At 58.2% G+C, this 26092-nt stretch carries 22 protein-coding genes and 1 tRNA gene; 9 read left to right on the top strand and 14 right to left on the bottom strand.

The genetic code is table 11. From position 1 onward, the window contains the following. Positions 1–26: 26 nt before the first annotated feature. The 4 genes from NW828_RS01945 to NW828_RS01930 all read right to left on the bottom strand — a co-directional run bounded on the left by NW828_RS01945 (position 27) and on the right by NW828_RS01930 (position 2226). Positions 27–500, bottom strand: coding sequence for a F0F1 ATP synthase subunit B' (locus tag NW828_RS01945; protein WP_414349846.1), 474 nt, complete (start codon positions 498–500; stop codon positions 27–29). Between the two features lie 102 nt (positions 501–602). Further along, entirely contained in the window at positions 603–848 is a 246-nt protein-coding gene (gene atpE, locus NW828_RS01940) for an ATP synthase F0 subunit C (RefSeq protein WP_235280127.1), read from the bottom strand. Positions 849–1069: 221 nt separating this feature from the next. After that, positions 1070–1816, bottom strand: coding sequence for a F0F1 ATP synthase subunit A (gene atpB / locus NW828_RS01935; protein ID WP_414330483.1), 747 nt, complete (start codon positions 1814–1816; stop codon positions 1070–1072). A gap of 5 nt (positions 1817–1821) precedes the next feature. Continuing rightward, positions 1822–2226, bottom strand: a complete 405-nt coding sequence (locus NW828_RS01930; RefSeq protein ID WP_238376806.1) for a hypothetical protein — start codon at positions 2224–2226, stop codon at positions 1822–1824. 517 nt (positions 2227–2743) lie between these two features. Between NW828_RS01930 and NW828_RS01925 the strand changes: the two genes are divergently transcribed. Both NW828_RS01925 and NW828_RS01920 read left to right on the top strand, forming a co-directional pair. Beyond that, the gene (locus tag NW828_RS01925; protein WP_011434226.1) at positions 2744–3331 is read left to right on the top strand and encodes a DUF3177 family protein; all 588 of its coding nucleotides are present in this window, start codon (positions 2744–2746) and stop codon (positions 3329–3331) included. Beyond that, positions 3328–3642: a hypothetical protein gene (locus NW828_RS01920; protein ID WP_414381053.1), complete on the top strand. Its 315-nt coding sequence runs from the start codon at positions 3328–3330 to the stop codon at positions 3640–3642. Before NW828_RS01925 ends, NW828_RS01920 begins: the two co-directional genes overlap by 4 nt. A gap of 13 nt (positions 3643–3655) precedes the next feature. Here NW828_RS01920 and gpmI read toward each other — a convergent pair whose 3' ends face one another. From gpmI to mnmE, 4 genes are all read right to left on the bottom strand, one after another. Beyond that, positions 3656–5248 (bottom strand): 2,3-bisphosphoglycerate-independent phosphoglycerate mutase, encoded by a 1593-nt coding sequence (gene gpmI, locus NW828_RS01915; RefSeq protein ID WP_414381051.1) that lies wholly within the window; start codon positions 5246–5248, stop codon positions 3656–3658. A 229-nt stretch (positions 5249–5477) separates the two neighbouring features. Beyond that, entirely contained in the window at positions 5478–5996 is a 519-nt protein-coding gene (locus tag NW828_RS01910) for a tetratricopeptide repeat protein (RefSeq protein WP_011434229.1), read from the bottom strand. A 39-nt stretch (positions 5997–6035) separates the two neighbouring features. Beyond that, positions 6036–6536: a DNA starvation/stationary phase protection protein Dps gene (gene dps / locus NW828_RS01905; protein WP_414344460.1), complete on the bottom strand. Its 501-nt coding sequence runs from the start codon at positions 6534–6536 to the stop codon at positions 6036–6038. Between the two features lie 110 nt (positions 6537–6646). After that, complete coding sequence (gene mnmE / locus NW828_RS01900) at positions 6647–8026, bottom strand: tRNA uridine-5-carboxymethylaminomethyl(34) synthesis GTPase MnmE (protein ID WP_414381049.1); 1380 nt, start codon at positions 8024–8026, stop codon at positions 6647–6649. A gap of 152 nt (positions 8027–8178) precedes the next feature. On the opposite strand from mnmE, the gene glgP reads away from it, so the two are divergent. Next, positions 8179–10779 carry an alpha-glucan family phosphorylase gene (gene glgP / locus NW828_RS01895; protein WP_414381047.1) on the top strand — a complete coding sequence of 867 codons (2601 nt, stop codon included), beginning with the start codon at positions 8179–8181 and terminating at the stop codon, positions 10777–10779. Between the two features lie 412 nt (positions 10780–11191). Further along, complete coding sequence (locus NW828_RS01890; RefSeq protein WP_414381046.1) at positions 11192–12238, top strand: tetratricopeptide repeat protein; 1047 nt, start codon at positions 11192–11194, stop codon at positions 12236–12238. 19 nt (positions 12239–12257) lie between these two features. Here NW828_RS01890 and NW828_RS01885 read toward each other — a convergent pair whose 3' ends face one another. Continuing rightward, on the bottom strand, positions 12258–13052 hold the full coding sequence (locus NW828_RS01885) for a response regulator transcription factor (RefSeq protein ID WP_414381044.1): 795 nt from the start codon (positions 13050–13052) through the stop codon (positions 12258–12260). Between the two features lie 275 nt (positions 13053–13327). Between NW828_RS01885 and fni the strand changes: the two genes are divergently transcribed. Then, positions 13328–14389, top strand: a complete 1062-nt coding sequence (gene fni, locus NW828_RS01880; RefSeq protein WP_414381042.1) for a type 2 isopentenyl-diphosphate Delta-isomerase — start codon at positions 13328–13330, stop codon at positions 14387–14389. 271 nt (positions 14390–14660) lie between these two features. On the opposite strand, the gene NW828_RS01875 is transcribed toward fni, so the two are convergent. The 4 genes from NW828_RS01875 to NW828_RS01860 all read right to left on the bottom strand — a co-directional run bounded on the left by NW828_RS01875 (position 14661) and on the right by NW828_RS01860 (position 18688). After that, positions 14661–16259, bottom strand: coding sequence for a DUF6930 domain-containing protein (locus tag NW828_RS01875; protein ID WP_414381040.1), 1599 nt, complete (start codon positions 16257–16259; stop codon positions 14661–14663). 189 nt (positions 16260–16448) lie between these two features. Continuing rightward, a tRNA-Thr gene (locus NW828_RS01870) sits at positions 16449–16521 on the bottom strand. Positions 16522–16604: 83 nt separating this feature from the next. Beyond that, on the bottom strand, positions 16605–17300 hold the full coding sequence (locus NW828_RS01865; RefSeq protein WP_414329371.1) for a TPM domain-containing protein: 696 nt from the start codon (positions 17298–17300) through the stop codon (positions 16605–16607). Positions 17301–17560: 260 nt separating this feature from the next. Continuing rightward, positions 17561–18688, bottom strand: a complete 1128-nt coding sequence (locus tag NW828_RS01860) for an FAD-binding oxidoreductase (protein ID WP_414381038.1) — start codon at positions 18686–18688, stop codon at positions 17561–17563. 492 nt (positions 18689–19180) lie between these two features. Here NW828_RS01860 and NW828_RS01855 point away from each other — a divergent pair, with 492 nt between their 5' ends. The 3 genes from NW828_RS01855 to NW828_RS01845 all read left to right on the top strand — a co-directional run bounded on the left by NW828_RS01855 (position 19181) and on the right by NW828_RS01845 (position 22699). Continuing rightward, a complete protein-coding gene (locus NW828_RS01855; protein ID WP_414381036.1) occupies positions 19181–20185 on the top strand; it encodes a cytochrome c oxidase subunit II in 1005 nt (334 codons plus the stop codon). Positions 20186–20262: 77 nt separating this feature from the next. Next, positions 20263–21969: a cytochrome c oxidase subunit I gene (gene ctaD / locus NW828_RS01850; RefSeq protein WP_414381034.1), complete on the top strand. Its 1707-nt coding sequence runs from the start codon at positions 20263–20265 to the stop codon at positions 21967–21969. Positions 21970–22087: 118 nt separating this feature from the next. Further along, the gene (locus tag NW828_RS01845; RefSeq protein WP_414341934.1) at positions 22088–22699 is read left to right on the top strand and encodes a cytochrome c oxidase subunit 3; all 612 of its coding nucleotides are present in this window, start codon (positions 22088–22090) and stop codon (positions 22697–22699) included. Here the strand turns inward: NW828_RS01845 and holA are convergent. After that, a complete protein-coding gene (gene holA, locus NW828_RS01840; RefSeq protein ID WP_414381032.1) occupies positions 22687–23679 on the bottom strand; it encodes a DNA polymerase III subunit delta in 993 nt (330 codons plus the stop codon). The genes NW828_RS01845 and holA overlap by 13 nt on opposite strands. A 975-nt stretch (positions 23680–24654) precedes the next feature. Here holA and NW828_RS01835 point away from each other — a divergent pair. Continuing rightward, on the top strand, positions 24655–26070 hold the full coding sequence (locus tag NW828_RS01835; protein WP_414381030.1) for an IctB family putative bicarbonate transporter: 1416 nt from the start codon (positions 24655–24657) through the stop codon (positions 26068–26070). The last annotated feature ends 22 nt before the right edge of the window (positions 26071–26092 follow it).

Below are 26092 nucleotides of genomic sequence, written 5' to 3'. Positions count from 1 at the left end.
CTCCAAAAGTACTTCCAACCAGCGATCTAACGAGCACTGCCCAACAGTTTCTGGGTAATCTGGGCGGCAATGGCATCCACCTGCTGCTGCAGCTGTTCGAGGGCTGCCTGCTTCTCTTGCTCGACCTGTAGCCGCGCCGCCTCCAGCTTCTGCTGGATCTCTGCCTGCACAGCAGCCAGTTTCTCGGAACGAATGCGAGCAGCTGCAGCCTCTGCCTCAGCGATCACCTGCTGGGCTTGCAAGCGGGCCTGGCTGATCTCAGACTCATACTGTCGGGTCAACGACACCGCCTTGTCCAACCGCTCTTGGGCTTCCGCTTGAGTGGTGCGGATGTAGTCGCTGCGGCTGTCGATAGCCCGCGTAACCGGCTCATAGAAGAGGGAGTTGAGCACTGCCACCAACAGCAAAAACTGAATGGCAATCAGGGGCAGGGTGGCATCCAGATCGAAAAGACCACCTTTTTCAGCCGCTTCAACAGCCAATAGAGTTTGGAAGAGCATGGGTGTTATGACCCCAACAGAAACTTAGGTCTACCGTCAGGCCGGGTTGGGGGGCGGATATGGCTCACCTCGGCCATCGCTGCGGCCCGCCCCCGTAGGACACTAGGCGAAGGGGTTGGCAAACAAGAGCACCAAAGCCACCACCAAGCCGTAGATGGTCAGAGCTTCCATGAAGGCCAGGCTAACCAGCAGGTTGCCGCGGATCTTGTCTTCCGCCTCAGGTTGGCGGGCCACCCCTTCCATCGCAGCAGCAGCGGCGTTCCCCTGTCCGATCCCAGGGCCCAGGGATCCCAGACCAATGGCCAGAGCAGCAGCCAGAACAGAAGCAGCAGAGGTTAACGGATCCATAGTGAGATGCTCCTTGGTGATTGACACAACAACAACGTCTCTTGAGCTTCAGAGGTGATTGGGTCTGATACACTACAGCCTCAAATCACTCCCTTGTCGGCGGCTTTCAGAACCAATCTGTCAGCCCCAACAAACCTTACCAAAAGAAGGGATCCCTTGCGCTGACCCATTTGAGATGATCCTCCCGAAAAAGTTCAAGATGGATCGACCGACCAGCGGGATCAATCGTGGTGATCCCCTCCTCCATGACCTTCCAGCGCCTCTCCAATGTAAGCTGCCGAGAGGGTTGAGAAGATCAAAGCCTGAATTGCCCCCGTAAACAGAAACAAAATCATCACCGGCACTGGGATAAACAGAGGCACCAGCAACACCAACACCGCTATCACCAGCTCTTCTGCCAGGATGTTGCCGAACAGACGGAAACTCAGGGAGAGGGGCTTGGTGAAATCTTCCAAAACATTGATGGGCAGCAGAATCGGGGTAGGCTCGATGTATTTTTTGAAGTAAGACAGCCCCCGCTTGCTGATGCCGGCCACGAAATACATGATGCTGGTGAGCAGCGCCAACCCGGCAGTGGTGTTGATGTCGTTGGTGGGAGAGGCCAGCTCCCCTTCCGGCAGAGGAATCAGCTTCCACGGGAAGAGGTTGCCCATCCAGTTGGAGACAAAGATAAACAGGAACAAGGTGCCGACATAGGGTACCCAGGGCCGGAAGTTTTTCTCGCCAATCTGGGCACGGGCAATGCTCTGCACAAATTCCAGGGCATACTCGACAAAGTTTTGCAGACCAGCCGGCTCCCGCTGCAGTTGACGGGTGCCCAAGATAACCACCGTCAAGATCAGGGCAATGGCGATCCAGCTGGCGATCAAAACCTGCCCGTGAACCGTGAATTTGCCCAGGTGCCAGTAAAGGTGATGGCCGACCTCGAGTTCTGCCAAAAGAGGAGGAGAGGAGAAGGACAGGTTCATGGGCATCACACAGAAGAAGATGAACGGGTCAAGGTCTGGACAAGATGAATGAGCAGGGTGACCTTGTAGGTCATGAACCCCAGGAAAATGGGCAATATCTGTAAAGACTTCACCTGAGTGGCTAAAACGATCAGCCCGACAAACAGAGCCAAACGCGTCACCCCCAAACGGTTGCGGCTTTTGCCCAGCTCCGCTACGCCGCGGCCCAGCATGCGCAGATAAACCACGCCAACAACCGCCCCCAGCAAGTAGTTGGCAGCTACCCCCAGAGAGTAAACCAGGGCCACTCCCACGGCAATGGCCAGACTTACCCCCAAGGTAACCAGCACCAGCCACAGCTGCAGCGCTTCATAGCTCCCGCTGCCAGCAACTGCTGCCCCCCTAGCTCCACCCTTCACCTTCCTCGCCAAATCGGGCTTCCCCAGGGCAAGGGGTGGCTCTGACGCAACTGGATCCCCTGTCTCTTCCTCCCGCTTCGGAGAAGGAGGTGCATTCTCCAAGGGAGGCAGTGGTCTGGGCTTCCACTGGGTCGCCTTCCAACGGGTAGAACTGTGAGAGAGGAGTCTGGAAGAACGGGCCATGGTTCCGAGGTCATGCCTCTCAAGGTTTGACCTTAACCCAAGATAACACGATTAAGTAACAATACTTAATGAGATTAAGTTGGGCCAAGGCCTGAAGGAGACTCCGCTGGTCGCTCAGACAGGCAGCTGGCCTTCCGAACGACAGGGATACTCCTCTGAGGAGCTAGCTAAGAATCTACCACTTTCGGGGATCGGTAGCGGCAAAATGGAAAACTTTCTGAAAGCTGTCTGGTGTAAAGTTTTGCTGGGGATGGTCAGCAGGCGTTAACATTCCGTAACTCTCTGTGTCCCGTCCTGGATCCCCCAGGTTTCATATACTAAGGGGCAGGAGTGGCAGAGGGTGAGGATGACTCCCCAGAGTTGGCTGGTGGATGCAATCTGGCTGGACTACCGCTTGGCAGTGGCGCTGACGGTGGTGATGCCATTGCTGCTGCTGATTTGGGCTTTTGCGGTGGGGTTGCGGCCCTTGATTCAGCTATTGATCGTTTATTGGCGGGTATCGAGCCTCTTGGCGGTGACGGTGTACCTGATGATTGGGGGCCTGCCCGTCAGCTTTCTCAGTGGAGCAATGGCGCGGCTGTTGATCTTGGTTTGTCTTTGGTTTTGGCGGGACTGGAGTGCTGCTCTCGAGCAGTCGAGAACCTGGGCGGCGCGAGCCTTTTTGCTCTGGCGGTGGGGCCTGACTGGTTATATGGGGGCCGGGATCCTCTTTTCGGGGGCCTTTGTGCCCTGTGCTTTCCGCACTTCTCTGCCAGAGGAGTGCCGGGCTTGGTTTGGGCCACCGCTGGGGTTTCGGGAGATCTTCCATCCCAATGTATCGCCGGAGCTGCTGGGGAGCGTGGGGGCCTGGGGGCTGGTGGCCTACCTGCTCTACAGCCTCTACTTTGTCTGGCGGCTGCGACCCGGAACTGATAAGGGGGAACTGGAAGCATGAGGGCCCTGCCTTGGCCCTTGGCCTTGGAGCGCTATAGCCAAGACCACCCGCAAGAGGTGCTGCAGGTGGAGGTGGAAAGCGAGGGAGAGTCTGATCTGGTGCTGATCTACCGCGGCTACAGCAGCTCCTTGCGCCGACCCACTCCCCCCGATCCCGAAGCGGCGGTGATCCCTCCCCAGGCCCGCTTTTTGCAGTTGGAGCGCTTGGCTGCCCCCTATCACCCCGATCGCTCACGGGTTCTGGCTGTCTATCGCAACTGGGGAGAGCTAACAGCATGGCTGGCCCAAGAAGGGATCCCAGTGACGGAGTAAGGGATCCCTGGATCTAGCGCCCCACAGGGCTGGGTTGCCGCTGGAGGATGGTGTATTCTGCCGGCTGCAAAAGCGAACGTCCTGTCATTTCGGGGGGCTGAGGCAGGCCCAAGATCTCCAGCAGGGTGGGGGCCACGTCGGCCAAAGTGCCGTCGGAGCGCAACTTGACATCGCCGCCACAGCCGGGGATTTTACGCCTTTCCCCCTCCACCAGAATGCAGGGAACGGGGTTGGTGGTGTGGGCCGTCCAGGGGTTGCCGTTCTCATCCCACATCAGCTCTGCATTGCCATGATCCGCCAGGATCAAAGTAGTGCCTCCCGCATCTACCACTGCCGCCAGCAGCCGGCCCAAACAGCGATCTACCGTCTCCAAAGCGCGGATGGTGGCTTCGTAGTTGCCGGTGTGGCCCACCATGTCGGGATTGGCATAGTTGAGCACCACCAGGCTGTATTCGCGGCGGGCGATGGCCTCTATCGCCTTGTCGGTCACTTCCACTGCCGACATCTCTGGCACCTGGTCGTAGGTGGTCACCAGCGGGCTTTGCACCAGGATGCGATCCTCGCCGGGGAAGGGCTGCTCAATGCCGCCGTTGAAGAAGTAGGTGACATGGGCGTATTTTTCCGTCTCGGCAATGCGCAATTGCTTGAGGCCGGCCTCGCTCACCACTTGGCCCAGCAGGTGATTCAGGTTCTGGGGCTTGAACAGCACCTGCACCGGCAGATCCGCCTCGTACTGAGTCATGGTGATGAAGGTGAGAGCCGGCAGCAAGGGGCGTTGAAAACCCGAAAAGTCTGGGCAGACAAAGGCTTGGGTAAGTTGGCGGGCGCGATCTGGGCGGAAGTTGAAGAAAAGCACCGCATCTCCCGGCTGCACAGCCCCCGGAGCCAGGCGGGTGGGCGGGATGAACTCGTCTGTGAGATCCTGGGCATAGAAAGCTTCCATCACCTCCGCGGCGCTTTGTCCACGGCCAGGGCCGTCTTGGGTCATGATCTCGTAGGCCTTTTGGGTGCGCTCCCAACGGCGATCCCGATCCATGGCGTAGTAGCGTCCGCTCAGGGTGGCGATGACGCCATTGCCTAGCCATTGCAGCTCTTTTTCCAGGGCGGCCAGAACCCTGGCACCATCGCGGGGCAAGGTGTCGCGGCCATCGGTGATGGCGTGGACATAGGCCGGAATCTCAGCCTGGGCCGCCAGCTTGAGCAACCCATAGAGATGGTCGATGTGGGAGTGAACCCCCCCCTCGGAGCAAAGGCCAACGAAGTGAAAACGGCCCCCTCGCTCTCTGAGCTGGCGACAAACTTGCATCAACAAGGGATCCTGGAAAAGGGATCCTGTCTCTATCGCGTCGCTGATGCGCACCAATTCCTGCGGCACCACCCGCCCTGCCCCCAAGGTCAGGTGCCCGACTTCAGAGTTGCCCATCTGTCCTGCCGGCAGGCCCACGGCCCGACCCGAAGCTTGCAGCAGGGTGTGGGGATAGGCAGCCCAAAGGCTATCCAGGACAGGGGTTTCCGCAGCCAGCACCGCGTTGCCATCGAGAGCATCCCGATAACCCCAGCCATCCAGGATCACCAAAACCACAGGTGCTACCGATTGCGAATCCATGAAATGGCCTCTCGTTTTATTTAAGACATAATACCAGCCCAGGCAACACGATACCGGATCTTACATTTGCGCTCAAGATTTCAATATTATCAATCTTCTTTTGAGAGGATAAGGAAGTGCCTGCACAGGCAGGATGGAGTCTTTAGAGCCAACTCCTATGGACAACTGTGCTGCGGTCAAGAGTATGCGGTCAAGAGTATTTCTGCGGATGAAATTGCAGATGGGATCCTCAGGGGCTGGGCTGCAACCGTTTGCGCAGAGACTCCGAGCGCCGCTTAGCAATGGCATTTCGGGGATCCAACTTCAGGGCAGTTTCGTAAGCTTCCAGGCTTGGGCCATAGAGATTTTTCTTCTCATAGGCATGGGCCAGATTGTTCCAAGCAGTTACATAACCGGGATCCGCAGCCACGGCATCCTTGTAGTAACGGATGGCCAAGTCGTACTGCCCCTGGCTGAAGTAGGCAAAACCGAGGGCGTTGCAGACGGGGGGAATGTTCTCCCCGGCCACTTCTAGGGCTTTTTTAAGCTGGGCAACCGCCTGGTCGTAGAGGCCTTTTTGCAAATAGACGCTGCCCAACTCGTAGTGCTCCTGCGGGGATCCCTTGCCTTTGCTCAGGCGGGGCTGCAGCTCACGGATGACCTTTTCCTGGGCCCGTACCCGCAGCACCTCCCGCAGGACAAAGAAGCCCGCCACGCCGAGGATACTGGCCAGAGCCACCAAATACAGGAGGGGAACGTTAACGCCCATTTTGCTTGATCCACTTGCCTGTGACTGGCCTCGCTGGCGTCACGCCTGCAGGTGAGCCTCGATAAACCAAAGATCTTTGTCAATCTGGCGCGAGATCTCGGTGAACAGGTCTGCTGTGTCGGCATCCCCCAGTTCGGTGGTGCGGTCAATGTTGCGGCGGACGGAAGCTGCATATTGAGCGTAACGGGCTGCCAAAGCCTGCAGGTGATCCCGACCCTCTTCAGCGGCCAGATCGTACTCCGGCAAGGTGGAGGTTTGGGCAACGATGCGAGCCGTGCCGCGGGCGATGCCCCCCAGCGCCGTAACCCGTTCCGCCAGCATGTCCACGTAGTTTTCCAGGGTGCTGGCAAAAGTGTCGAACATCTCGTGCAAGGCGATGAAGTGCATGCCTTTAACGTTCCAGTGGGCCTGTTTCACCTGCGTCTTCAGATCCAACGTGTCTGCCAAGGACTGGTTGAGCAGCTCCACCAGTTGCGCGCGAGCCTCTGCTGGCAAATCGATCTGGGTGGGGTAGAGACGGGTTTTCTCGGCGGTAACCATGCCTAATCTCCTAATTGTGTTTCCATTATCGGGGATCCGCTTCGGCTTCCCAACTGAGCCCATAGTAACACAAACTCAAAATGAGTATGAGTTAGGAGGAGTCTATAGAGTTACTTGCCGATGCAGAAGCGGCTGAAGATCTGATCCAGCACCGATTCCGAGATCTCCTCGCCAGTGATCTGGCCAAGGGCATGCAGGGCGCCCCGTAGGTCGATGCTCCAAAAGTCCAGGGGGAGCTGAGCTTGGATGGCCTGCCCCACCTGTTCCAGGCTGGCTTGGGCTTGTTGGAGGGCAGCGGCCTGCCGCTGGTTCAGGCTTATCTCCAGATTGGGCTGGGGACGTCCCTGGGTGACGAGCTGCTCCAGGGCTTTTTCCAGCTCCGGGATCCCTTTCCCTTGGGCGGCAACCGTGGGGACGCGGTGGGCAATTTCGGGGGGGAGAGGGATCCCCTCTGGCGGGGCGAGGTCGGTTTTGTTGATCACCAGGATGAGGGGGCGATGGCGGATCGACTCGTAGATGGCGGCGTCGGCAGCCGTCCAGCCCGCTTGGGCGTCGATGACCAGTACCAGCACATCGGCAGCCTGGGCTAGGCGTTGGGAGCGCTCCACCCCCAGCCGTTCCACCGGATCTTCGGTGGCGCGGATGCCGGCAGTGTCCAGCAGTTGAACGGGGATCCCTTTCACCACCAGGTGGGATTCCACCACGTCGCGGGTGGTGCCGGGCAGATCGGTGACGATGGCCCGATCCTGTCCTGACCAAGCATTGAGCAGGCTGGACTTGCCCACATTGGGCCTCCCGACAATGGCCACCTTCACCCCGGTGCGCAGCAGTTGTCCCCGTTCTGCCGTGGCCAGCAGGGCTTGCATCTGGGCTTGAATAGCTTGGAGCCGGGCCTGCCAAGCGGCAACATCCAAGGGGGGCAGATCCTCTTCAAAGTCGAGGCGAGCCTCAATTTCTGCCAACAAACCCAGCAGCTCCTGGCGCAGGGCGCGAATGGATCCCCCTAACTTACCCTGCAAGCCTGCTAGGGCCATCCGGGCCGCCTGAGGGGAGCGGGCCGCCACCAGATCGGCCACACTCTCGGCCTGGGTGAGGTCAATGCGGCCATTCAGAAAAGCGCGCAGGCTAAACTCCCCCGGCTGAGCCAGCCGCGCCCCCTGCCGCAGGCATTGTTGCAACGTGGCCTGAACCACCATGATGCCACCGTGGCAATGCAGCTCTGTCACATCTTCGCGGGTGTAAGAACGGGGGGCCTGCATCCAAACGGCCAGCGCTTCGTCTAGGATTTGGCCTTTCTCGTCGCGGATCCAGCCGTAGAGGAGCCGATGGCTCTCCCAGACTGCGTTGCGGCGGGCAGGGGTAAAGATGGCTTGGACAATGGGAAGGGCTCGTGACCCGGAAAGGCGCACAATCCCCACACTGCCCTGTTCAGGCACTACCGCAGTGGCAATGGCAGCGATCGTATCGGCCAGGGGCGCAGTCGGATCCATCCCAAATAGAGCCCTGAGGGAGTTCGAGCAGCCGTTGGATTACAGCTCAGCATCCACTGGATTACAAATCGACATTCAAGTTAAAAAGCCACGCCCTCAGGCTGAGGGCAAGGTAGCCTGACAGTGGAAACAACGCTCTTCCCGGATTCTTTATGAAGCCGCTACGCACGTTTAAGGTCACTCCCTACCTGCCTACTCCGCTGGAAAGTCTGCGCTTGTTGGCTTACAACCTGCATTTTAGTTGGAACGTAGAAACCCGCAGCCTATTCCGGCGCATGGATCCCGATCTGTGGGATGCCTGTGCCCACAACCCGGTGGCTCTTCTGGGTCGGATCCGGCAGGAACGGCTGGATGAATTGGCGGAGGATCCCGGCTTTTTGGCCCAGTTGGAACGGGCCAGCCAACAACTGCAGAGCTATCTGCAGGAAGACACTTGGTACCGCAAGTATCGTTCGGCCCAAGCGGTGGAAGGGGAGTGCTACGCTTATTTTTCGGCCGAGTTTGGCTTGGCCGATTGTCTACCCCTCTACTCAGGCGGCTTGGGGGTTTTGGCCGGGGATCACCTCAAGGCGGCCAGCGACCTGGGCTTGCCCCTGGTGGGTGTGGGCTTGCTCTACCAAAAGGGGTATTTCCGCCAGTACCTCAACCCCGACGGCTGGCAGCAGGAACGCTACCCAGTTAACGATTTCTTTAACATGCCCCTGGAGCTGCAGAGAGATGCGGAGGGCCGCGAAATTCGCATTGAGGTGGATTATCCCAACCGCAAGGTGTTCGCCCGCATTTGGAAGGTGACGGTGGGGAGGGTGCCCCTCTATCTTCTGGACACCAACATCGAGCCCAACAGCCAGTACGACCAAGACATCACCGATGAGCTGTACGGTGGCGACCAAGATCTGCGCATCCACCAGGAGATGATGCTGGGGATCGGCGGCGTGCGGGCTTTGCGCGCCCTTGGCATCCATCCCACCGTCTACCACATGAACGAAGGGCACTCGGCCTTTTTGGCAGTAGAGCGGATTCGCCTGTTGATGGTGGAGCAGGGGCTGAGCTTTGAAGAGGCCTGGCAGGTGGCCAAGTCCAGCCAGATGTTTACCACCCACACGCCGGTACCTGCCGGGATCGACCTATTCCCGCCCGACAAGATCGATTACTACCTCGGCTTCTACTACAGCCAGATGGGCCTGAGCCGGGAGCGCTTTTTGGCTTTGGGACGGGAAAATACTGGCGACTTCCAATCTCCCTTCAGCATGGCAGTGCTGGCCATCAACATGGCCTCTTTTGTGAACGGTGTGAGCAAGCTGCATGGGGCGGTTTCCCGCAAGATGTTCAGCCGGCTGTGGCCTGGGATCCCGCTGGAAGAAGTGCCGATTACTTCCATCACCAACGGGGTACATGTCCGCACCTGGGTGGGGGAGGAGAACCAAGCCCTCTACGACCGCTACCTGGGGCCGGATTGGGCAGAGGCTCCTCCTTCGGATCCCCTCTGGCAAAAGGTGGATCGGATTCCGGATGGGGAATTGTGGCGGGCCCACGAGCGCAGCCGCTCCCGCCTGATTAACTTTACCCGCGAGCGCTTGATGGAACAGCTCCAGAAACGGGCTGCCTCAGCGGCTGAGATCCAACGGGCCTCTGAGGCCCTCAACCCGGAGGTGCTTACCATTGGGTTTGCCCGCCGCTTTGCCACCTACAAGCGGGCCACCCTTTTGTTCCACAACCTGGAACGGCTCAAGGCTTTGCTCAACCATCCTCAGTACCCGATGCAGTTTATCTTTGCCGGCAAGGCCCACCCCCGCGACATACCCGGCAAAGAGCTGATCCGCCAGATCGTGCAGGTGTCGCGGCAGCCGGAGTTTCGCCAGCGCTTGGTTTTCATTGAGGACTACGACATGTATGTCACCAGCTTGATGGTGGCCGGGGTGGATGTGTGGCTGAACAACCCCTTGCGCCCCCGGGAGGCCAGCGGCACCAGTGGCATGAAGGCGGCAGCCAACGGTGGACAGAACCTCAGTATTTTGGACGGCTGGTGGGACGAGGCTGACTATTACCAGACCGGCTGGCCCATTGGTCGCGGTGAGGAGTATGAGGATCGCGCCTATCAAGATGAGGTGGAGTCGAATGCCCTCTACGACCTGCTGGAACAAGAGGTTGCCCCTCTCTTCTACCAGCGCGGCAGCGATGGCCTACCCCATCAGTGGATCCAGCGCATGAAGCAGGCGATTCGCCTCAATTGCCCCCAGTTCAGCACGCAGCGCATGGTGTTGGAGTACGTCCAGCGAGCCTACATTCCTCTCAGCAACTACTTCGACCGCATGCGCCGTGACCACTTCGAGTCGGCCCGCCAGTTCGTTCGTTGGCAAAACCACCTGCAGGAGCATTGGTACAACATCCAGGTTCTCAACGTCCAGATCGAAACCCCGAAGAAAGCTGCCGCTGCCGGCCTTGCCTTGGCACAGGATGACCAAGTGGTGATGGCCAGGGATCCCCTCACCGTGACGGTGGAAGTGCGGCTGGGATCCCTGCAACCTCAGGATGTGATTGTGCAAGCTTATCAGGGGCCGGTCAAGGATGATGGCCAGATTCAGAAAGGACAGGCAATCTCCCTGCGCTATGTGGAGACGCTGGAGGATCGGGCCATCTTTTCCGGCCAGATTTGCTATGAGGCCAGCGGCTTGCAAGGGTTAGCCATCCGCTTGCTGCCCTTTCACCCCGATATGCACGATCCCTATGAGCTGCGGTTGATGCTCTGGGCGTGACATACTCCCATCACTGACCCTACGGGTACAGTGTGGGCTTCTCGCTTCATCGGGGAGCCTACGCAAGAACCCTCTGCGAGCAGACACGGGATGTCCCACCGCGTAGCTGCACCAGATTCCGGCAAAGCCGTTTTGTGCAACTACTCTCATCATACACCATGTGGGGGTATCTGTATCCCGACACTGACGCTACGGGTACAGTGCGGGGCTTAGCTACCCCCACACCCCCACAAGCTAAAGGGTTGGGAGGAGCACGGGGATCCCCTTTCTACTCTTGATCCAAGTGAGCTACGGGAGCTTTTTGGGCTTGAGCTGTTCGGCGTTTTTCGCTGCCGAATCGGGCAGAATCAGAGAGAAGCTCGCGAGCAGATTAAAAAAACAGGATACGCTCGTAACAGCGGTGCAGAGCAGTATGTTCAGAGCCCACGACTCTGCCGGTTTGCGCCTTTTGATTGCGGTTGCCCTGTTGCTGGGGAGCATGGCCAGCTGGCGGCAGGATCGTCTTTTGGCAGTGATGGGCCTGGTGGGTGCAGCCGCCATCTCTGCCTTTACCCGTCCGGCCATCTTGGCCTACAACCGTGGTCGAGAACGGTGGCTGAACCGGGATTTGCTGGGGGCTATTGAACAGCTCAGCTTGGCTCTGCAACGGGATCCCTGCCTGGCCAACGCCTACATTTTGCGGGGAGAAGCCTACTTTGCCCTCGGCCAAGTTCCCCAGGCCCTGGAGGATTTCGGCCAGGCGATCCGGTTGGCCCCGCGGCGACCAGAACCCTATTTTTATCGCGGGCTGATTCGTCAATCTCAGGGGGATCTCCAGGGAGCAACGGCGGAGTTTGCTGAGCTGGTGCGCCTACACCCCAACGTCCCCCACCACCTCAGCTTGGCCAACCTGCTCGTGCAACAGGGATCCCTGCCTTTGGCCCTAGCTCATCTGGATGAAGCCATTCGCTTGGATCCCACCTCAGCGCTTGCCCATTCCCAGCGGGCCCGTTTACACAGCTACCTGGGCACCTGGGAGGCGGCTTTGTCCGATTGGTCGCAGGCTATTTACTGGGATCCCAGCCCAGCCCACTACTACCAGCGGGGGGTGACCTACGCCTGTGGTGATTACTTTGACGAGGCCATTGCCGACCTCAGCCGCAGCCTAGAAATAGAACCCCAACAGCCCAACGTCCTCTACAGCAGGGGCAACCTTCTCTATGCGCTGGGGGAGATCAAAGCGGCTTTGGACGACTACGAGCGGGCCTTTCGCCTGGAAGCGGATATGAACCGCATCGACCTCTCCGACGAGTATGGCTTGTACGGACGAGGGCTGGCCTACTGGAATATGGGAGATAAAGCAACAGCTTTTTCGGATTTGCAGGCAGCTTTGCAGGTCAGCCGCCAACATCACAACCTGGCTCTGGAGCAGCGGGTACGCCGGTCTCTGCTGCAACTTAGCAATCCCGATTCTGCCTAGCGGAATTGACGTTAACTAGCTATTCCTTAGTAGGTGCTTTGCCTGACGCTGCGACTCCACGACGCTGCCGCTGAGGCCCAGATCCTGAATCGCCTGCAGCGGCTGACAGAGTTTTCTGTTCCTGAAGCAGCGGGGGGCTGAGGCCAAAGCAGTAGCCGACATTGCGCACTGTGTGGATCAAGCTGGGCTGGCGCGGATCCCGTTCCAGCTTTTTGCGCAACGAGAGGATATGGGTATCGACGGTGCGAGGGTTATCGGTGGAATCCGGCCATGCTCGCTCTAGTAGCTCTAGACGAGAGACGGGATCCCCGTCCGCCTGCACCAGCACCATCAGCAGGCTAAACTCCTGGGGCGTGAGGTCGATCCCTTCCCCAGCCAAGGCGACGCGCCGTTGCACCAGGTCAATTTTGAGATCCCCGTACTGCAGAAAGGTGGGAGGAATATGCCGCTGTCGCCGCCGAGCCAAGGCTAGAAGGTGGGCATCCAGCAGTTGCATACTAAAGGGCTTGGTGAGGTAATCGTCCGCTCCTGCTTCTAGGCCGGCGATAATGTCCGCTTCGGATCCCCGGTGGGAGAGTAGCAAAATCAGCAGATCGTACTGGCGATGGGCCCACCGGCACAATTGCAGCCCGCCGCGGTTGGACAGCTCCGCATCCAAAATCAGCAGGTGAATGGGCTGGTGTTGCAGCAGAGTCTTTGCTTGGCGAAGGGTCTCTGCTTCCCAAACTTGGTGTCCGGCCTGTTGCAAATGCCAACACAGCAAGCTGCGCAGATGAGGGTTGCCTTCTGCCAGCAAGATGTGCAAGGGTTGCATGGCTGTTCGGTTGGGATCCCGCCCACATCATAGTGCTCCGCACCGCTGACGCGACAGTGCTATGCCTCCGGCACCCTACCGGGAACCGCACCGCTGACGCGACAGTGCTATGCCTCCGGCACCCTACCGGGAACCGCACTGCTGTCCCAGTAGATAGCGAGTCACCTTGGACTCCGTCCCGCTAGCGCGAACGGGCAATGCTGTTCGCTTTTGGCAGCGCGCGGCGTTATAGACTGACAATCTCTACCAAGACCAAGGTGCTCCGCACTGCTGACATGATGGCCGATTCTCTCCCCCCCATTTCCGAGCGCAAACAGGATCACCTGGACATTGTTCTGCAGCAGGATGTGGCTGCCAAAGGGATCCGCACCGGGTTTGAGCGGTTTTTCTTTGAGCATGTGGCGCTGCCGGAGCTGCTGTTGCCGGAGATCGACCTAAGCTGCGAATTCTTGGGAAAACGCCTACAGGCACCCCTGCTCATCAGCAGCATGACGGGGGGAACAGAGGCTGCCCATGAGCTAAACCGACAACTGGCCGCCGCTGCCCAACAGTTGGGTATTGCCATGGGGGTGGGATCCCAGCGGGCAGCTTTGGAACATCCAGAGCTGGCCCGGACTTACCAGGTGCGCCAAGTGGCCCCGAATATTCTGCTGCTGGCCAACCTGGGTGCCGTTCAGCTCAACTACGGCTATGGGTTGGAGCAGGCGCGACGGGCGGTGGAGATGATCGAGGCGGATGCGCTGATTCTGCACCTCAATCCTCTCCAGGAGGCGGTTCAGCCCCAAGGGGATCCCGACTGGCGTGGATTGTATGGCCGCATCGAACGGTTGGTGGCGCAGTTACCGGTGCCCGTGGTGGTGAAGGAAGTGGGCAATGGCCTCAGTGCTAAGGTAGCCCAGCGGCTGGCCGAATGCGGTGTGGCGGCCCTAGATGTGGCGGGAGCGGGCGGCACCAGTTGGAGCGAGGTGGAGGCCCATCGCCAACCAGATGCTCTCAAGAAACGCATCGCCCACAGCTTTAGGGATTGGGGGATCCCAACGGCTTTGTCCCTGCTGGAAATTCGTCGCCTGCTGCCGGACTTACCCCTGGTGGCCAGCGGCGGCATCCGCAATGGCATCGACGCGGCCAAAGCTATCCGTCTGGGAGCCGATGTGGTGGGTATGGCCGCCCCCGCTTTACACGCCGTCTCCCAAGGACAGATGCAGGCAGTGGTGGACACCTTTCGCGCCGTGATCGAGGAGCTGCGCATTGTTGCCTTTTGCACTGGATCGGCCAACTTGGCTCGGCTGCGACAAGCTACCCTGCGGCGGCAGGATACTTGGGATCCCTTGCCCTAAACTCCAAGCACTTGCCACAAACTGAGGGTCAATACCAGAGCCCCCAGATGATAGGGCCACTGTATGCTTTGTCGAGATGCTTTGTCGAGATGCTTTGTCGAGCTATTTTGCCGGTCAGCACCCAGGAGAGAACCAGAGCCAAGATAGCGTGGATCCCTGGAAAAACCGAATCACCGCCCGGTAAACCTGCCAGAGATAGAAAGAAGGGATCCCGGCTGGGAGAAAGTTGCTCAGGTTACCAGCAGCACCTAACCTGCCTCCATCTGGACGGTCAAGGCAAAGGCAATTCTCGGCTAATTCGCACCATCGGCCCCAGTCCCAGTCCCGTTGGGTTCAAAGCCTGCATCTCAAACAAGGCCAGAATGTGGCGCACTTGCAGCTCTGGGCGCGTAGAATTCACCCCCATCGCCACCACCAAGCCGCAATAGCCACCCGTATCCCGGCAACGCCGCTCCCAGCGCTTGCGAGCCATGGAGTGAACGGGATCATCTTCGGGAAACTCTCCAAACAGGTGCAGATCGCGATTGCCCGTTTGCACAATTTCCAAGTCGTAGCGATCGCCATCGAAGGGATCCACCCCTGTGTTGAAACAAACGCCTTGCGGCCCACCTTCCCCACGCAAATTCTCGATGAGCTGCTTTGCTTTTGATCGAGAGGTGCGCACAATCACCACCGGCAGCCCTTCTCCATTTTTCACCAGCTTGCTTTGGGGGAGGGGATGCCATTGCCCCGTGCGCCGCAGCATTTCCACCGTTGTCCACGGCAAGACCCCCAGACCTATCTGCGCCCCTTCCGGCACCAAATCATCCCGCAGCAGGGTTTGGGCAGGTTCTTCCGCCTCCCCTTCCAGCTGCAGCAGCTCTTCGGCCACGTCCGGCAGGGTGCGCACCTGCACCGAAAGGGTTGTCCCCTTCTCTTGGGGATTGGGAATGCGGTACCGGCCTTGATAGGGTCGAAAGTCATCTTCCAGCTTGCGGTGGTACTGCTTGAAGAAGCGATGCAAGGCTTCCAAGGCCACCGATAAGACCGCTGCCTCGTCCTCCTGCAAAGTCACGCGCAAGCCTTCCAGGGGGTGAATGGTGCCAAAGTTCGGCTCAATTTCCTCGGGATCCAACTCTGCCAAGTCCAGATCCGGCAGTTCGTTGAGTTCAGGATTGCCAGCTTGGAAGGTGAGATAGAGACAATCTTGCCTGAGGAAAGCCTCCTCCATTTCTTCGGGAGTGGCCGGCTGGGCCGCATCCTGGCGAAACTGTTTAAGAGAGGGCAGCGAGCGATAAAAAAGCACCCCATACTCCATGCCCAACCGCCCCATGACCGAGACATAAAGGGTTTGGATGTCCCAGTGATCTAGGTCGATGGCCAAGATTTGGTGATCCTCTAGGTAATCCCAGGGAGCATCTCGCCAGAGGGTAAGGGCTTTGCCGGCCAGCAACTCAACATAGTGTTCCGGCAGAGGGGGAGGGATCCGTTCGTTGGCCTCTTCAAAGCTCTGAAGGATCTCATCGATTAGAGGCAATTCCGGCTGGCATTCCACCTTAATGTCCAGCTGGTGCAGAATGCCGCGCAAGAAAAATTGCACCTCTCGATCCCGCACGATGATCTTCTGGGGGCGAGCAGGTGAGGCAGCATGGGGCCGCTCCATGGCCACAATCAAGGTTCGCACCATCGGCTCAAAGCCAGAATCGGCGGGCACCACTTCCATGGCCCGTACCACGCCCTGAACGCCATCCACCCAAAGAATGCACTCCCCCTCTGTCTGGGATCCCATGGGTGGCGATCCTGAGAGCTTGTGGCGATCCCCTTCCCACACGGAGGGCACCTGGGGCAGCTTTTGCAATCGACGAACCGTAGCGGCTGGGAGACCGGACATAGACATCCAAGGAGAATCAGGAGAACAACCCAATCGGCTGAGTAGGTATGCCAAACTGAGCAGGGAACGGCCTTGGCCTCCTGTCAACAAGACCCAGGGATCCCGCTAATGCCAATCTAACCACCAGTGTAGAAGCTGAGTTCGGCTTCAGCGAGAGGAGACAGCAGAGCCAAGTTCCATGGCACCAGAAGCTGATGGTCAGATTCGAACTGACGACCGCTCGATTACAAGTCGAGTGCTCTACCAACTGAGCTACACCAGCAATTTCTGCTCACCGATTCTAGCATTTGTCCCCTGCGAACTGGAGCTCGCAGGGAAGGACGCCCATCCGACTTCAAGAGTCGGCTACTGCCGATCCACTGCCGGGCGAGCAATGGGAGCCAGGTAGATCACCAAAGCCCCTGCCAGAAACCCCAAGACGTTGCGCAACACCGGGATCCAATCCTGCGTGCGTGTGACCACCGGCCCGATACCGAAGGCCCCGAACAGAATGAACCACAGGGGAGAAATGAGCAAGGCCCAACGCCAGTTAAACAGCTCCTCCGCATGGCGGGGCTTGCCGGCAAACCCGAAGACAATCCCGCCCAAAATCGAGGTCACCAGCGTTAGGATCCACTGCTCCTGAGGCAGGCCGGGCACCACGCGGCAGCCCCCCTGATGAAAGCAGCGATCCAAGACATCAACGGTCTCTAAGATGGCGCGGTGGGTGCCGTGCTCCCGCACGTAGAATTGATTGCCAAAGCGAGATTGCAGCTCAATCCAAAAGGTACGTGGCAAGATCTCGCGCACAGCATCCCCCACATTAAACGCCAGTAAGTTGCCCCCCCTGGGATCCGCCACCATCAGAACGCTGCGCTCATTCAAGCCCCAGTATTCCTTCACCTGACGACCCGGTGTTTGGTCGAACTGAGTCAGCACCCGCAGCTTCCAGCCGGTGTCTTGCTCTAACTTGTTCAGATGCTGGGCCAGTTGAGCTTCCTGATTGCTGGTCAACTGATCCGCCAAGTCCAAGACCGGCACGGGCGGCTGAGGCAGCTCCATCGGCACCACCGGCAGGGCAGGTTGCGCCCAGGTCAGGGATCCCCCACCCACCGCAATCAACAGCCCAAGGCAAAAGCCCACCCCAATGTGGAGTATCCGTTGCCACTCGATGCTCATGCTGATCCCTCTCTTAGCTTTGACGCTGAGATACTGAGAAATGATGTTAAGAAATGTTTCAATTTCTTATAGATCTATCATGCACCGGAACAAGACGTTTGGCCAGAGGGATCCCGAGGAAGCAGCGGTGGCGAGGGCGATGTTTATATCAAGCTGGGGCTAAAGGTGCCGGCGGGGTCGAAGTGCTGCTTCAGCTTGCGCATCAGACTTGCAGCCGGGCCAAAGTCATGGGCAAGAGCCCTCTTCAGAGCTGGCGGAGCCTCCAGAAGCAGGAGAAATCCGCCTGCGGACTTGAGGTAGCGTTGCAGTTGCATTAGGGATCCCACTTCTGGCTGAACCAGCCAAGCCCGTCCTAGCCCACAGCCTCGGTGCAGTTGCACCTGAGCTCCAGGAAACAGGGTTTGAAACTGCTCCAGTGTTGCCAAGCTCTGACTGGGCAGGCACCCGAACTTGGCCAGCACTGCTCCTGAGCCGGGTTGAGGCAGGGACAGAGAGCCGGGATTCACTTCCTGCAAAGTCAGCCCTGCAGGGGCCAGCCGCCGCGTTTGGGCCATCTGTTGGGCGATTGCTCGCTCCGATCCATGAAAGCTGAGCCAAACCTGGGATCCCTCTGCCCTCAGCCAGAGATCCACCCCCACAGGGTTAACAGGGCCGGTCAGCACCTGCTGACACAGGACCTCCAGCTCCGGCAAAGATCCTATGGCCAGCAAAGTAGACTGAGCTGGCGGCAAGGGGTAAAGCCGCAGGCTCACCTGGGTCAAAATTCCCAAGCTGCCCAGGGATCCAGTGAACAGCTTCATCAGGTCATAGCCGGCAACATTCTTAACAACCCGCCCGCCCGCTTTGGCCACCTCCCCATCCGCCCGCACCCAGGTCATGCCCAGTAGCAAGTCGCGGATCCCACCGTAACGCCAGCGCAGAGAACCCGTATCGGCAGTGGCGATAATGCCCCCCAGGGTAGCCCGCTCCGGATAGAGGGGATCCACCGGCCACCATTGCCCCCGCTCGGCCAAGATGTGTTGCAGTTCCGCCAAAGTCATGCCAGCTTCCACCGTGACGGTGAGATCAGCAGCCGCATGGTCGATGAGCCGGCGTAAGCCGCGCGTGCTGAGAACCAAATCCACCGGCTCCACAGAGTGGGCCCAGCCCCACTTGCTCCCCTGCCCCAGCGGCAGCACTTTCCGCCCTTGGCACTCCTTTAAGATTCCGGCCAATTCCGAGACCGTTGATGGAGTCTGGATCGGCAAGGGATCCCCTGGATCAGATAGCAAGGTCGCCAGTGAATGGGGAGAAGACATTGGGGAAAGCGAAGCAGAGATTAAACAGAAGCAGAGATTAAAGAGAGAAAACCTGTCCAAACCAGCCCAATTGCGGGGTTATCCCACCCTACCTCAGTCTACAGCCAGCAAAAATCTCAGCTTGGAGAGATGACCCTCAACCAGAGCCAGCCTTCAATGTGGTACCGCCCTTACACAGGTCTGCCGAAAATCTCGGAACCAAAGCTCTGTCTCGCCGCTGCTCACCCAGGAAGATCCTGAAGAGATCCATAAGTCTACACAACTTTCTTTCCCCCGCGAACTAGTATTTGATAGCGGTGGGAAGTCCGTGCACAGCGGATCGGGCTCCATAGGCAAAAATTTTGTAAGCCCTGTAAGCAATGTAAACAAAAACAAAAAACGGCAACAGTAGAAAACGTAGTCTGCAAACGCTGTGGGCGGATTGTCTGCTAGGGTAGATGCTCTCTGTATTGGGGAAAAGCAGTCGTGAGTGCGATTAGCAACATCATCTTGGTGGGTATGGGGATTCTCCTGACCCTGGCAAGCCTTTGGTACGGGCAAAACCACCATCTGCTTCCCGAATCTGCTGCCGAATCAGCCCCCTTGTTCGACAGCCTCTTTAACAGCACCATAACCATTGCCACAGGGATCTTTTTGGTGGTACAGGGTGTACTTCTCTACTGTATTGTCCGCTACCGCAAGCGGCGAGGCGACAAAGGCGACGGGGATCCCAGCCACGGCAACGTGCTGTTGGAGATCGTGTGGACGGCGGTGCCGGCGGTGATCATTCTTTGGTTGGGCTTGGCCAGCCTAGATGTCTATCAAGCTGTTTACGGGGGTGCTCACGTCGGCGGCCATATCCACGCGGCCATGGCGATGGAGTCTTCCCACGAAGCTAAGGCGGGGGATCCCGGCTACGCCTACACGCCTGCGGTGCTACCCGGGAAGGAGATGGGCCAGCCGGATCTGGTCGTTCAAGTGCAGGGCATGCAATATGCTTGGATGTTCACCTACCCGGATTCCGGCCTGGTGGCCAGCGAGCTGCACCTTCCTCTAAACAAGCGGGTGCGCTTGGATATGACGGCTCTGGATGTGAACCATGCCTTCTGGGTGCCGCAGTTTCGCCTCAAGCAGGATGTCATCCCTGGCCGAGAGACCCACCTGGAGTTTGTGCCCACTCAACTGGGGCAGTACCCCATCATCTGCGCAGAGCTGTGCGGCCCCTATCATGGGGTGATGGCAGGGCAATTGTTTGTGGATACGCCGGAAGACTTCGAGCGCTGGCAGCAGGAGCAAGTTTTGGCCGCCCGTGGCGAGGGCAGCACCTTGGCCCTCGTTTCAGATTTCTCGCCAGTCCATCCCTCTCCTCGGCCAGGCTCCCCTGAGGCCGAGTCTGCCTTTGCCCATGTCCACCACCAGCGTTTGGGCGTCTCCCCCTCAGATTTGAAGTCTCTCCAGTCCCATTCTGGATCCCTTCCTTCCGCAGGCTAGCCGGGATCCCTGACGCCCCTTTGGCCTGCGCTTGTGGGAACAACATTCTGCCAACGCGATATAGGAGCTTTTGTGCAATGACCCAGCTGCAAGACAGCCCAAGACTTGTTGCTGCACCGAAGGTTGAACTGGAACTTCCTGCTGAGCCTTGGTGGCGCTTCTTTACCTTCTCCACCGATCACAAGGTCATCGGGATCCAGTACTTGGTGACCACCTTTTTCTTCTACTTAGTGGGAGGGGCGCTGGCGACGGCAGTACGGGCAGAGCTGGCTACCCCGGAGGCGGACTTTCTCGGCTTTGAGCGGTACAACGGTGCCTTTACCCTGCACGCCACGATCATGATCTTTTTGTGGATCGTGCCTGCTTTGGTGGGGGGCTTTGGCAACTACCTGGTACCGCTGATGATCGGGGCGCGGGATATGGCCTTCCCCAAGCTGAATGCAGTGGCCTTTTGGCTGGTTCCGCCCACAGGGATCCTGCTTTTGGCCAGCCTGTTCATAGAGGCTCCGGCTGCCGGCTGGACTTCCTACCCCCCCCTCAGCTTGATCAGCGGCAAGGTGGGGGAAGAACTCTGGATCCTGAGCATTTTGTTGGCAGGAACCTCTTCCATCCTGGCGGCGGTTAACTTCATCACCACCATTCTGAAGATGCGCATGCCCGGCATGAAGATGGAAGACATGCCCCTGTTTTGTTGGGCCATGCTGGCAGCCTCTGTTCTCACCCTCATTGCAACGCCAGTTTTGGCTGGTGCGTTGATCTTGCTCAGCTTTGACCTGTTGGCGGGCACGGCCTTTTTCAACCCCAGCGGCGGCGGGGATCCGGTGGTGTACCAGCACATGTTCTGGTTCTACTCCCACCCGGCGGTTTACATCATGATCTTGCCGGTCTTTGGCATGATCTCCGAGATTTTGCCGGTGCATGCCCGCAAGCCCATCTTTGCTTACAAAGCCATCGCCTACTCCAGCTTGGCCATCTGCTTTTTGGGGTTGATCGTCTGGGCTCACCACATGTTCACCAGCGGCACCCCTGACTGGATGCGGGTGTTCTTCATGATCGCCACCATGGCCATTGCCGTTCCCACTGGGATCAAGGTGTTTAGCTGGCTGGCCACTTTGTGGGGCGGCAAAATCCACTTCCGCTCGGCCATGCTGTTTGGCATGGGTTTTGTCTCGATGTTCGTGATCGGCGGCTTGGGCGGGATTATCCTCGCCTCGGTGCCTCTGGATATCCACGTTCACGACACCTACTTTGTGGTGGCCCACCTACACTACGTGTTGTTTGGCGGCAGCGTCTTTGGGATCTATGCCGGCATCTACCACTGGTTCCCCAAGATGACGGGGCGGCTGCTGAACGAGTTTTGGGGGCGGGTGCACTTTGTGTTGACCTTTGTCGGCCTTAACATGTGCTTCTTGCCGATGCACAAGCTGGGCCTGATGGGGATGCCCCGCCGGGTGGCCCAGTACGATCCCCAATTTGCCGACCTCAACTGGATCAGCTCGGTGGGGGCCTTTGTTCTGGCCATTTCCACCCTGCCCTTTTTGGTTAACGCCATCTACTCCTGGGTGGCCGGGCCCAAGGCGGGAGACAACCCCTGGCAGGCTCTCACCCTGGAGTGGACGACTGCTTCGCCGCCGCCTGCCCACAACTTCTATGGGGATCCCATTTTGCTGACCGGCCCCTACGACTACGGCTTGCACAGCAAAGAGACGCTGGACTACTTTGCTGCTCAGTTGCAGAGCTTGCGGGAGCTGGCGCTGGCAGAAGCGGAGCCTACTTCTTCTTAGCAGGCCGGATGCCCGGTGGGCGGCTGATCCCCTGCTCACTGGGTATTCCAGTCTTGGCTGGGCTGCTTGTACAGCCTCAAGAAGTCTCAGGAATTCAGGAATTTAGGTGGAAAGGAATATGCAAGGATCCCTTGCCTCTGAAACGCTGATGGTTGGCCACTCAAGGGCCCACACTGCCCATGCTGAGCACCCAGATCATCGCGTCTTTGGCATCTTGATGTTTTTGGTGGCAGAAGGCTGTCTTTTCCTAGGGCTGTTCATGGCCTACCTGGCCTATAGCCTCACCGCCCCGGTGTGGCCGCCGGAGGGAACCCCAGAGCGGGAATTGCTTTTGCCTGGGATCAACACGGTGATCTTGCTCTCCAGCAGCTTCGTCATTCACAAAGCTGGGTCGGCCATCAAGGCCGATGATGTCAGGGGTCTGCGGCTGTGGTTTGCCCTCACAGCGCTGATGGGGGCGGTTTTCCTGGCAGGGCAACTCTATGAGTACAGCAACCTGGAGTTTGGCCTCACCACCAATTTGTTTGCCAGCACCTTCTATGTTTTAACGGGGTTTCACGGTCTTCACGTGCTGGCGGGGTTGTTGTTCATTTTGGCGGTGCTCTGGCGCTCCTTTAAACCCGGCCACTACAGCGCCCAACATCATTTTGGCGTCGAAGCTGCCGAGATCTACTGGCACTTTGTGGATGGGGTTTGGGTTGTGCTGTTTATTCTGCTCTACTTGCTCTGAGCTCGGCCTTCACCCAATATAGCCACGATTTGGATCAGCGCTTCTTGAAAGGCATCTCGTTCCGGCTGTCCTTGCTTGAGGTTGTATTCCAATTGCAAAAGCTGCTGCATTGCTTTCAGTAAAGCTGTGGTCTTCAGGGATCCCACCTCTTTTTGCAGAAAGTAAACCCGATTGGGATTCCCGATTTCTGCTTTCTGGGCGATGACCTTGGGATCCCGTTCTCCCTGATCCAGCAGCAGCCGCACCCATAGCCAGGTGCGAAATTGGCCTACCAACACCGCCAGAATCCTCAGGGCCGGCTCGTTGTGATCCAGCAGATGGGTCAAGATGCGTAGGGCTTGTTCCAGATTCCCTTTGCGCAGGGATCCCGCCAATTGAAAGCTGTTGTAGGCGCTGGCGGGAACTAACGCCTCGACTTGTTCAGGAGAAATGGGATCCTGTTGACCTGCCGTAAACAGGGCCAGCTTTTCCAATTCCATCGCCAAGCGACGGGAGTCATTGCCCACCGCCTCGGCCAATTTCTGGGCGGCTGCCGGGCTGAGGGCCAGATCCCGTTGTTCAGCTTCCCGCTGCACCTGCTGGAGAATGCCCTCCTCATCCCAAGGGGCCAGTTGCGAAAACTCGCGGACAATGGCCGTTTTTTTGAGGATTTTGGTGGATTTCAGGCGCCCATCCGGTTTGCTGCTGGTGGTCAAGAGCAAATGGGTGGTGGGGGGCAACTGGGCCAGTGTGCGCTCCACTTCTTCCCACAGATCTTCCGAGCAATGGTGGGTGAGCGTCGTCTCTTCCAGCCAAACCAAGCGGGCGCTGGATCCCAGCGGCGGGGTCATGGCTTGGTTGAGCCCGGCAACCGTGGATTCCGGCGGCAGGCGATCGTAGTTAAAAGCAGCCCAGTGGGGATCCAGCACTTGGTCGCGCAACTGCTGCACCGCCTGCATCAGGCGATAGGTATCATCCCCCCAGTACAGGTAAACGGGCACGCTTCGACCGAGTGATTTACGAGATGCTTTTCCCCTACTTCCTCCATTTTGCGTAAGCCAGCTCACCTTGTCTAAGCGATTTGGCTGGGATCCCTGCTCAACTTGGTGGAGGGAGTCAGTCCAAGTGAAGATACCGAGCCCAGCTTGACTCAAGTTGTTTAAGAATAGGTCAAGTACTCGCCCTGTCTGGCGAAAACAAAGGCATCTTTACATAACTTTCATAATCCAGAAGTCTCCGCAGCTCAAAAAGTTCTGTATTCCCACTGAAGAGGTTTCGTAGACCTTCTCCTACAGTTGAATTAGGAGCGGAGACTGCAGGGTTAAAGATTATGGATGGCATTGGCGAGTTTGAGTTTAAGGTGCAAATCTTAGCCCGTTGCATGGGATCTGCCCTAGGGCTGGGCCGCCCCACTCGTGTTCAGATTCACTATTCCAACCTCAATTCCCAAAACAAAACCAAAGCGAAGGAAGGTCAATCTGAGTCAAAAAGTCTATCCTCCCTAGGCGATCAGATCTCTTCGAGTCTCAGCAATCAGTGCAAAAGAGGATCCCAAGGTCAAGCTTTAGCCTATGTTGCCTGAAGAGTCTTTCGAGAATTAATCTGTGGTAATTCAGGAGGATTTTTGACTGCGGCGATCCAACACTTACTTAGAAATTGGGACAGATCTTTCTTGTGGTTTTTCTCGTTACTCTTTCTTTGCATTCTATAGCGATTTGTTCTTAAGGCCGAAAACTCAACTTTGACAATTCTTCTTTGACAATTCTTCGATGCTTTTCGTCTTGTAGAGTCTTGTGAGTTAGCCGATTCTTTATTTTTGTTAACGAGGACTTTGTCCGGCTGGCGCGATAAGAAGTTGCGCTCTTCTTCATTGTCTCTTTGCCTCTGGGGATATAGACTAAAGCTTTGTCCCGCTGGTGAAACCAGTAGGATGACTTGAGGTGTGGGGATTTGGGCCCAACACGCCCCAGAGGATTATGGAACGAGCAACGCAACTGTGGCAGGGTTTTCTGCTGCGCGACTTTCCCATCAAGGCTTGGCAGCAGGGGAGCCTTTTGGGCCGCCTATTGGGATCCCTGCAAAGTTGGGGGAAGAGCAGCATATTGGTTCAAACTTCCGACCGCATCGGCCTGGGGCTGGTACTGCTTTACTGGGTTTTCTCTGCGCAAAGCTCCACCGGCATCCTGGGCCTGATTTTGCTGGCTATGGCTGCTCTGGTGGGCCTGTGCGCTTTGGTGGAAACGCCGATTGGGCTGCCGCTGCATCTGCCCCTGGGCCTTTTCTGGGGAATTGCCACCTTGGCAACGATTCTCTCTCCGGTTGCCTACGCAGCACGGGATGGCTGGCTGAAGTTGACTCTCTACCTGGCTGGTTATCTGTTGTTGCATCGTCTGCTGCGCAAACCCCAATTCCGAGATGGGATCGTTGGATCCCTGCTTTTGGTTAGCTTGGTGATGGGGATCCATGGCCTGCGGCAATACTTATATGGGGCAGCGGAACTGGCCACCTGGGTGGATCCGGAGTCGGGTTTGGCGGGTCTGACGCGGGTGTACAGCTATCTGCGCAATCCAAATCTGTATGGGGGCTACTTGATCCCGGTCATTCCTCTGGGGCTGGCCGCCACTTGGATTTGGCCCAGTTGGGGGGCGAAACTCCTGGCCGGGTTTACGACGGCGGTGAACCTGATTTGCCTGTTGCTCACCTACAGTCGTGGCGCCTGGATTGGGGGGCTGGCCACGCTCACCCTGATGGCCGTGCTGTTGGCACAGTGGCATTCTGTCGATTTGCCAGCCCGCTGGCGGCGTTGGGCCTTGCCGGCCCTGTTGGGCGGAGGGGGGGCTGCTCTGTTGCTCGGGATCCTGACGGTACGCTCCCTGCGGCTGCGGGTGCAGAGCATTTTTTGGGGGCGGTTGGATACCAGCAACAACTTTCGCCTCAATGTCTGGGCGGCGGTGCTGGAGATGATCCGCGACTTTCCCATCTTGGGGATCGGCCCCGGTAATGTTGCCTTTAACCGCGTCTATCCCCTCTACCAACGAGGCAACTTCAGCGCCCTTGGAGCCTATTCAGTGCCGCTGCAGCTCACCGTAGAGACTGGCTTCATCGGCTCCTTAACTTTCGCCTGGTTCCTCTTGGTGCTCTGGGATCACGGCTGGAGATGCTGGAAAACTTTGCTCAACTTGCGGGATCCCCAGGGTCTGTGGGTGGCAGCGGGCTTGGCCGCTTGCACCGGCATGATGGTCCACGGCTTGGTGGATACCATCTGGTATCGTCCACAGGTACAAATGCTGTGGTGGCTTGCGGTAGCGCTCATTACAGCCAGCTTGGCCTCTCTTAGCCCTCAGCCGCCCGTGGATGTTGGTGAGACCCCATCGGAGGCTTCCTCCCGTTAGGGTAGCTTAAGCTTGACCTTCC

It is taken from the genome of Synechococcus sp. W55.2, assembly GCF_047461635.1.
Taxonomy (GTDB): Bacteria; Cyanobacteriota; Cyanobacteriia; order Thermostichales; family Thermostichaceae; genus Thermostichus.
The sequence above is the reverse complement of the archived record's forward strand: the minus strand, read 5'-3'. Positions and strand labels throughout refer to the sequence as shown.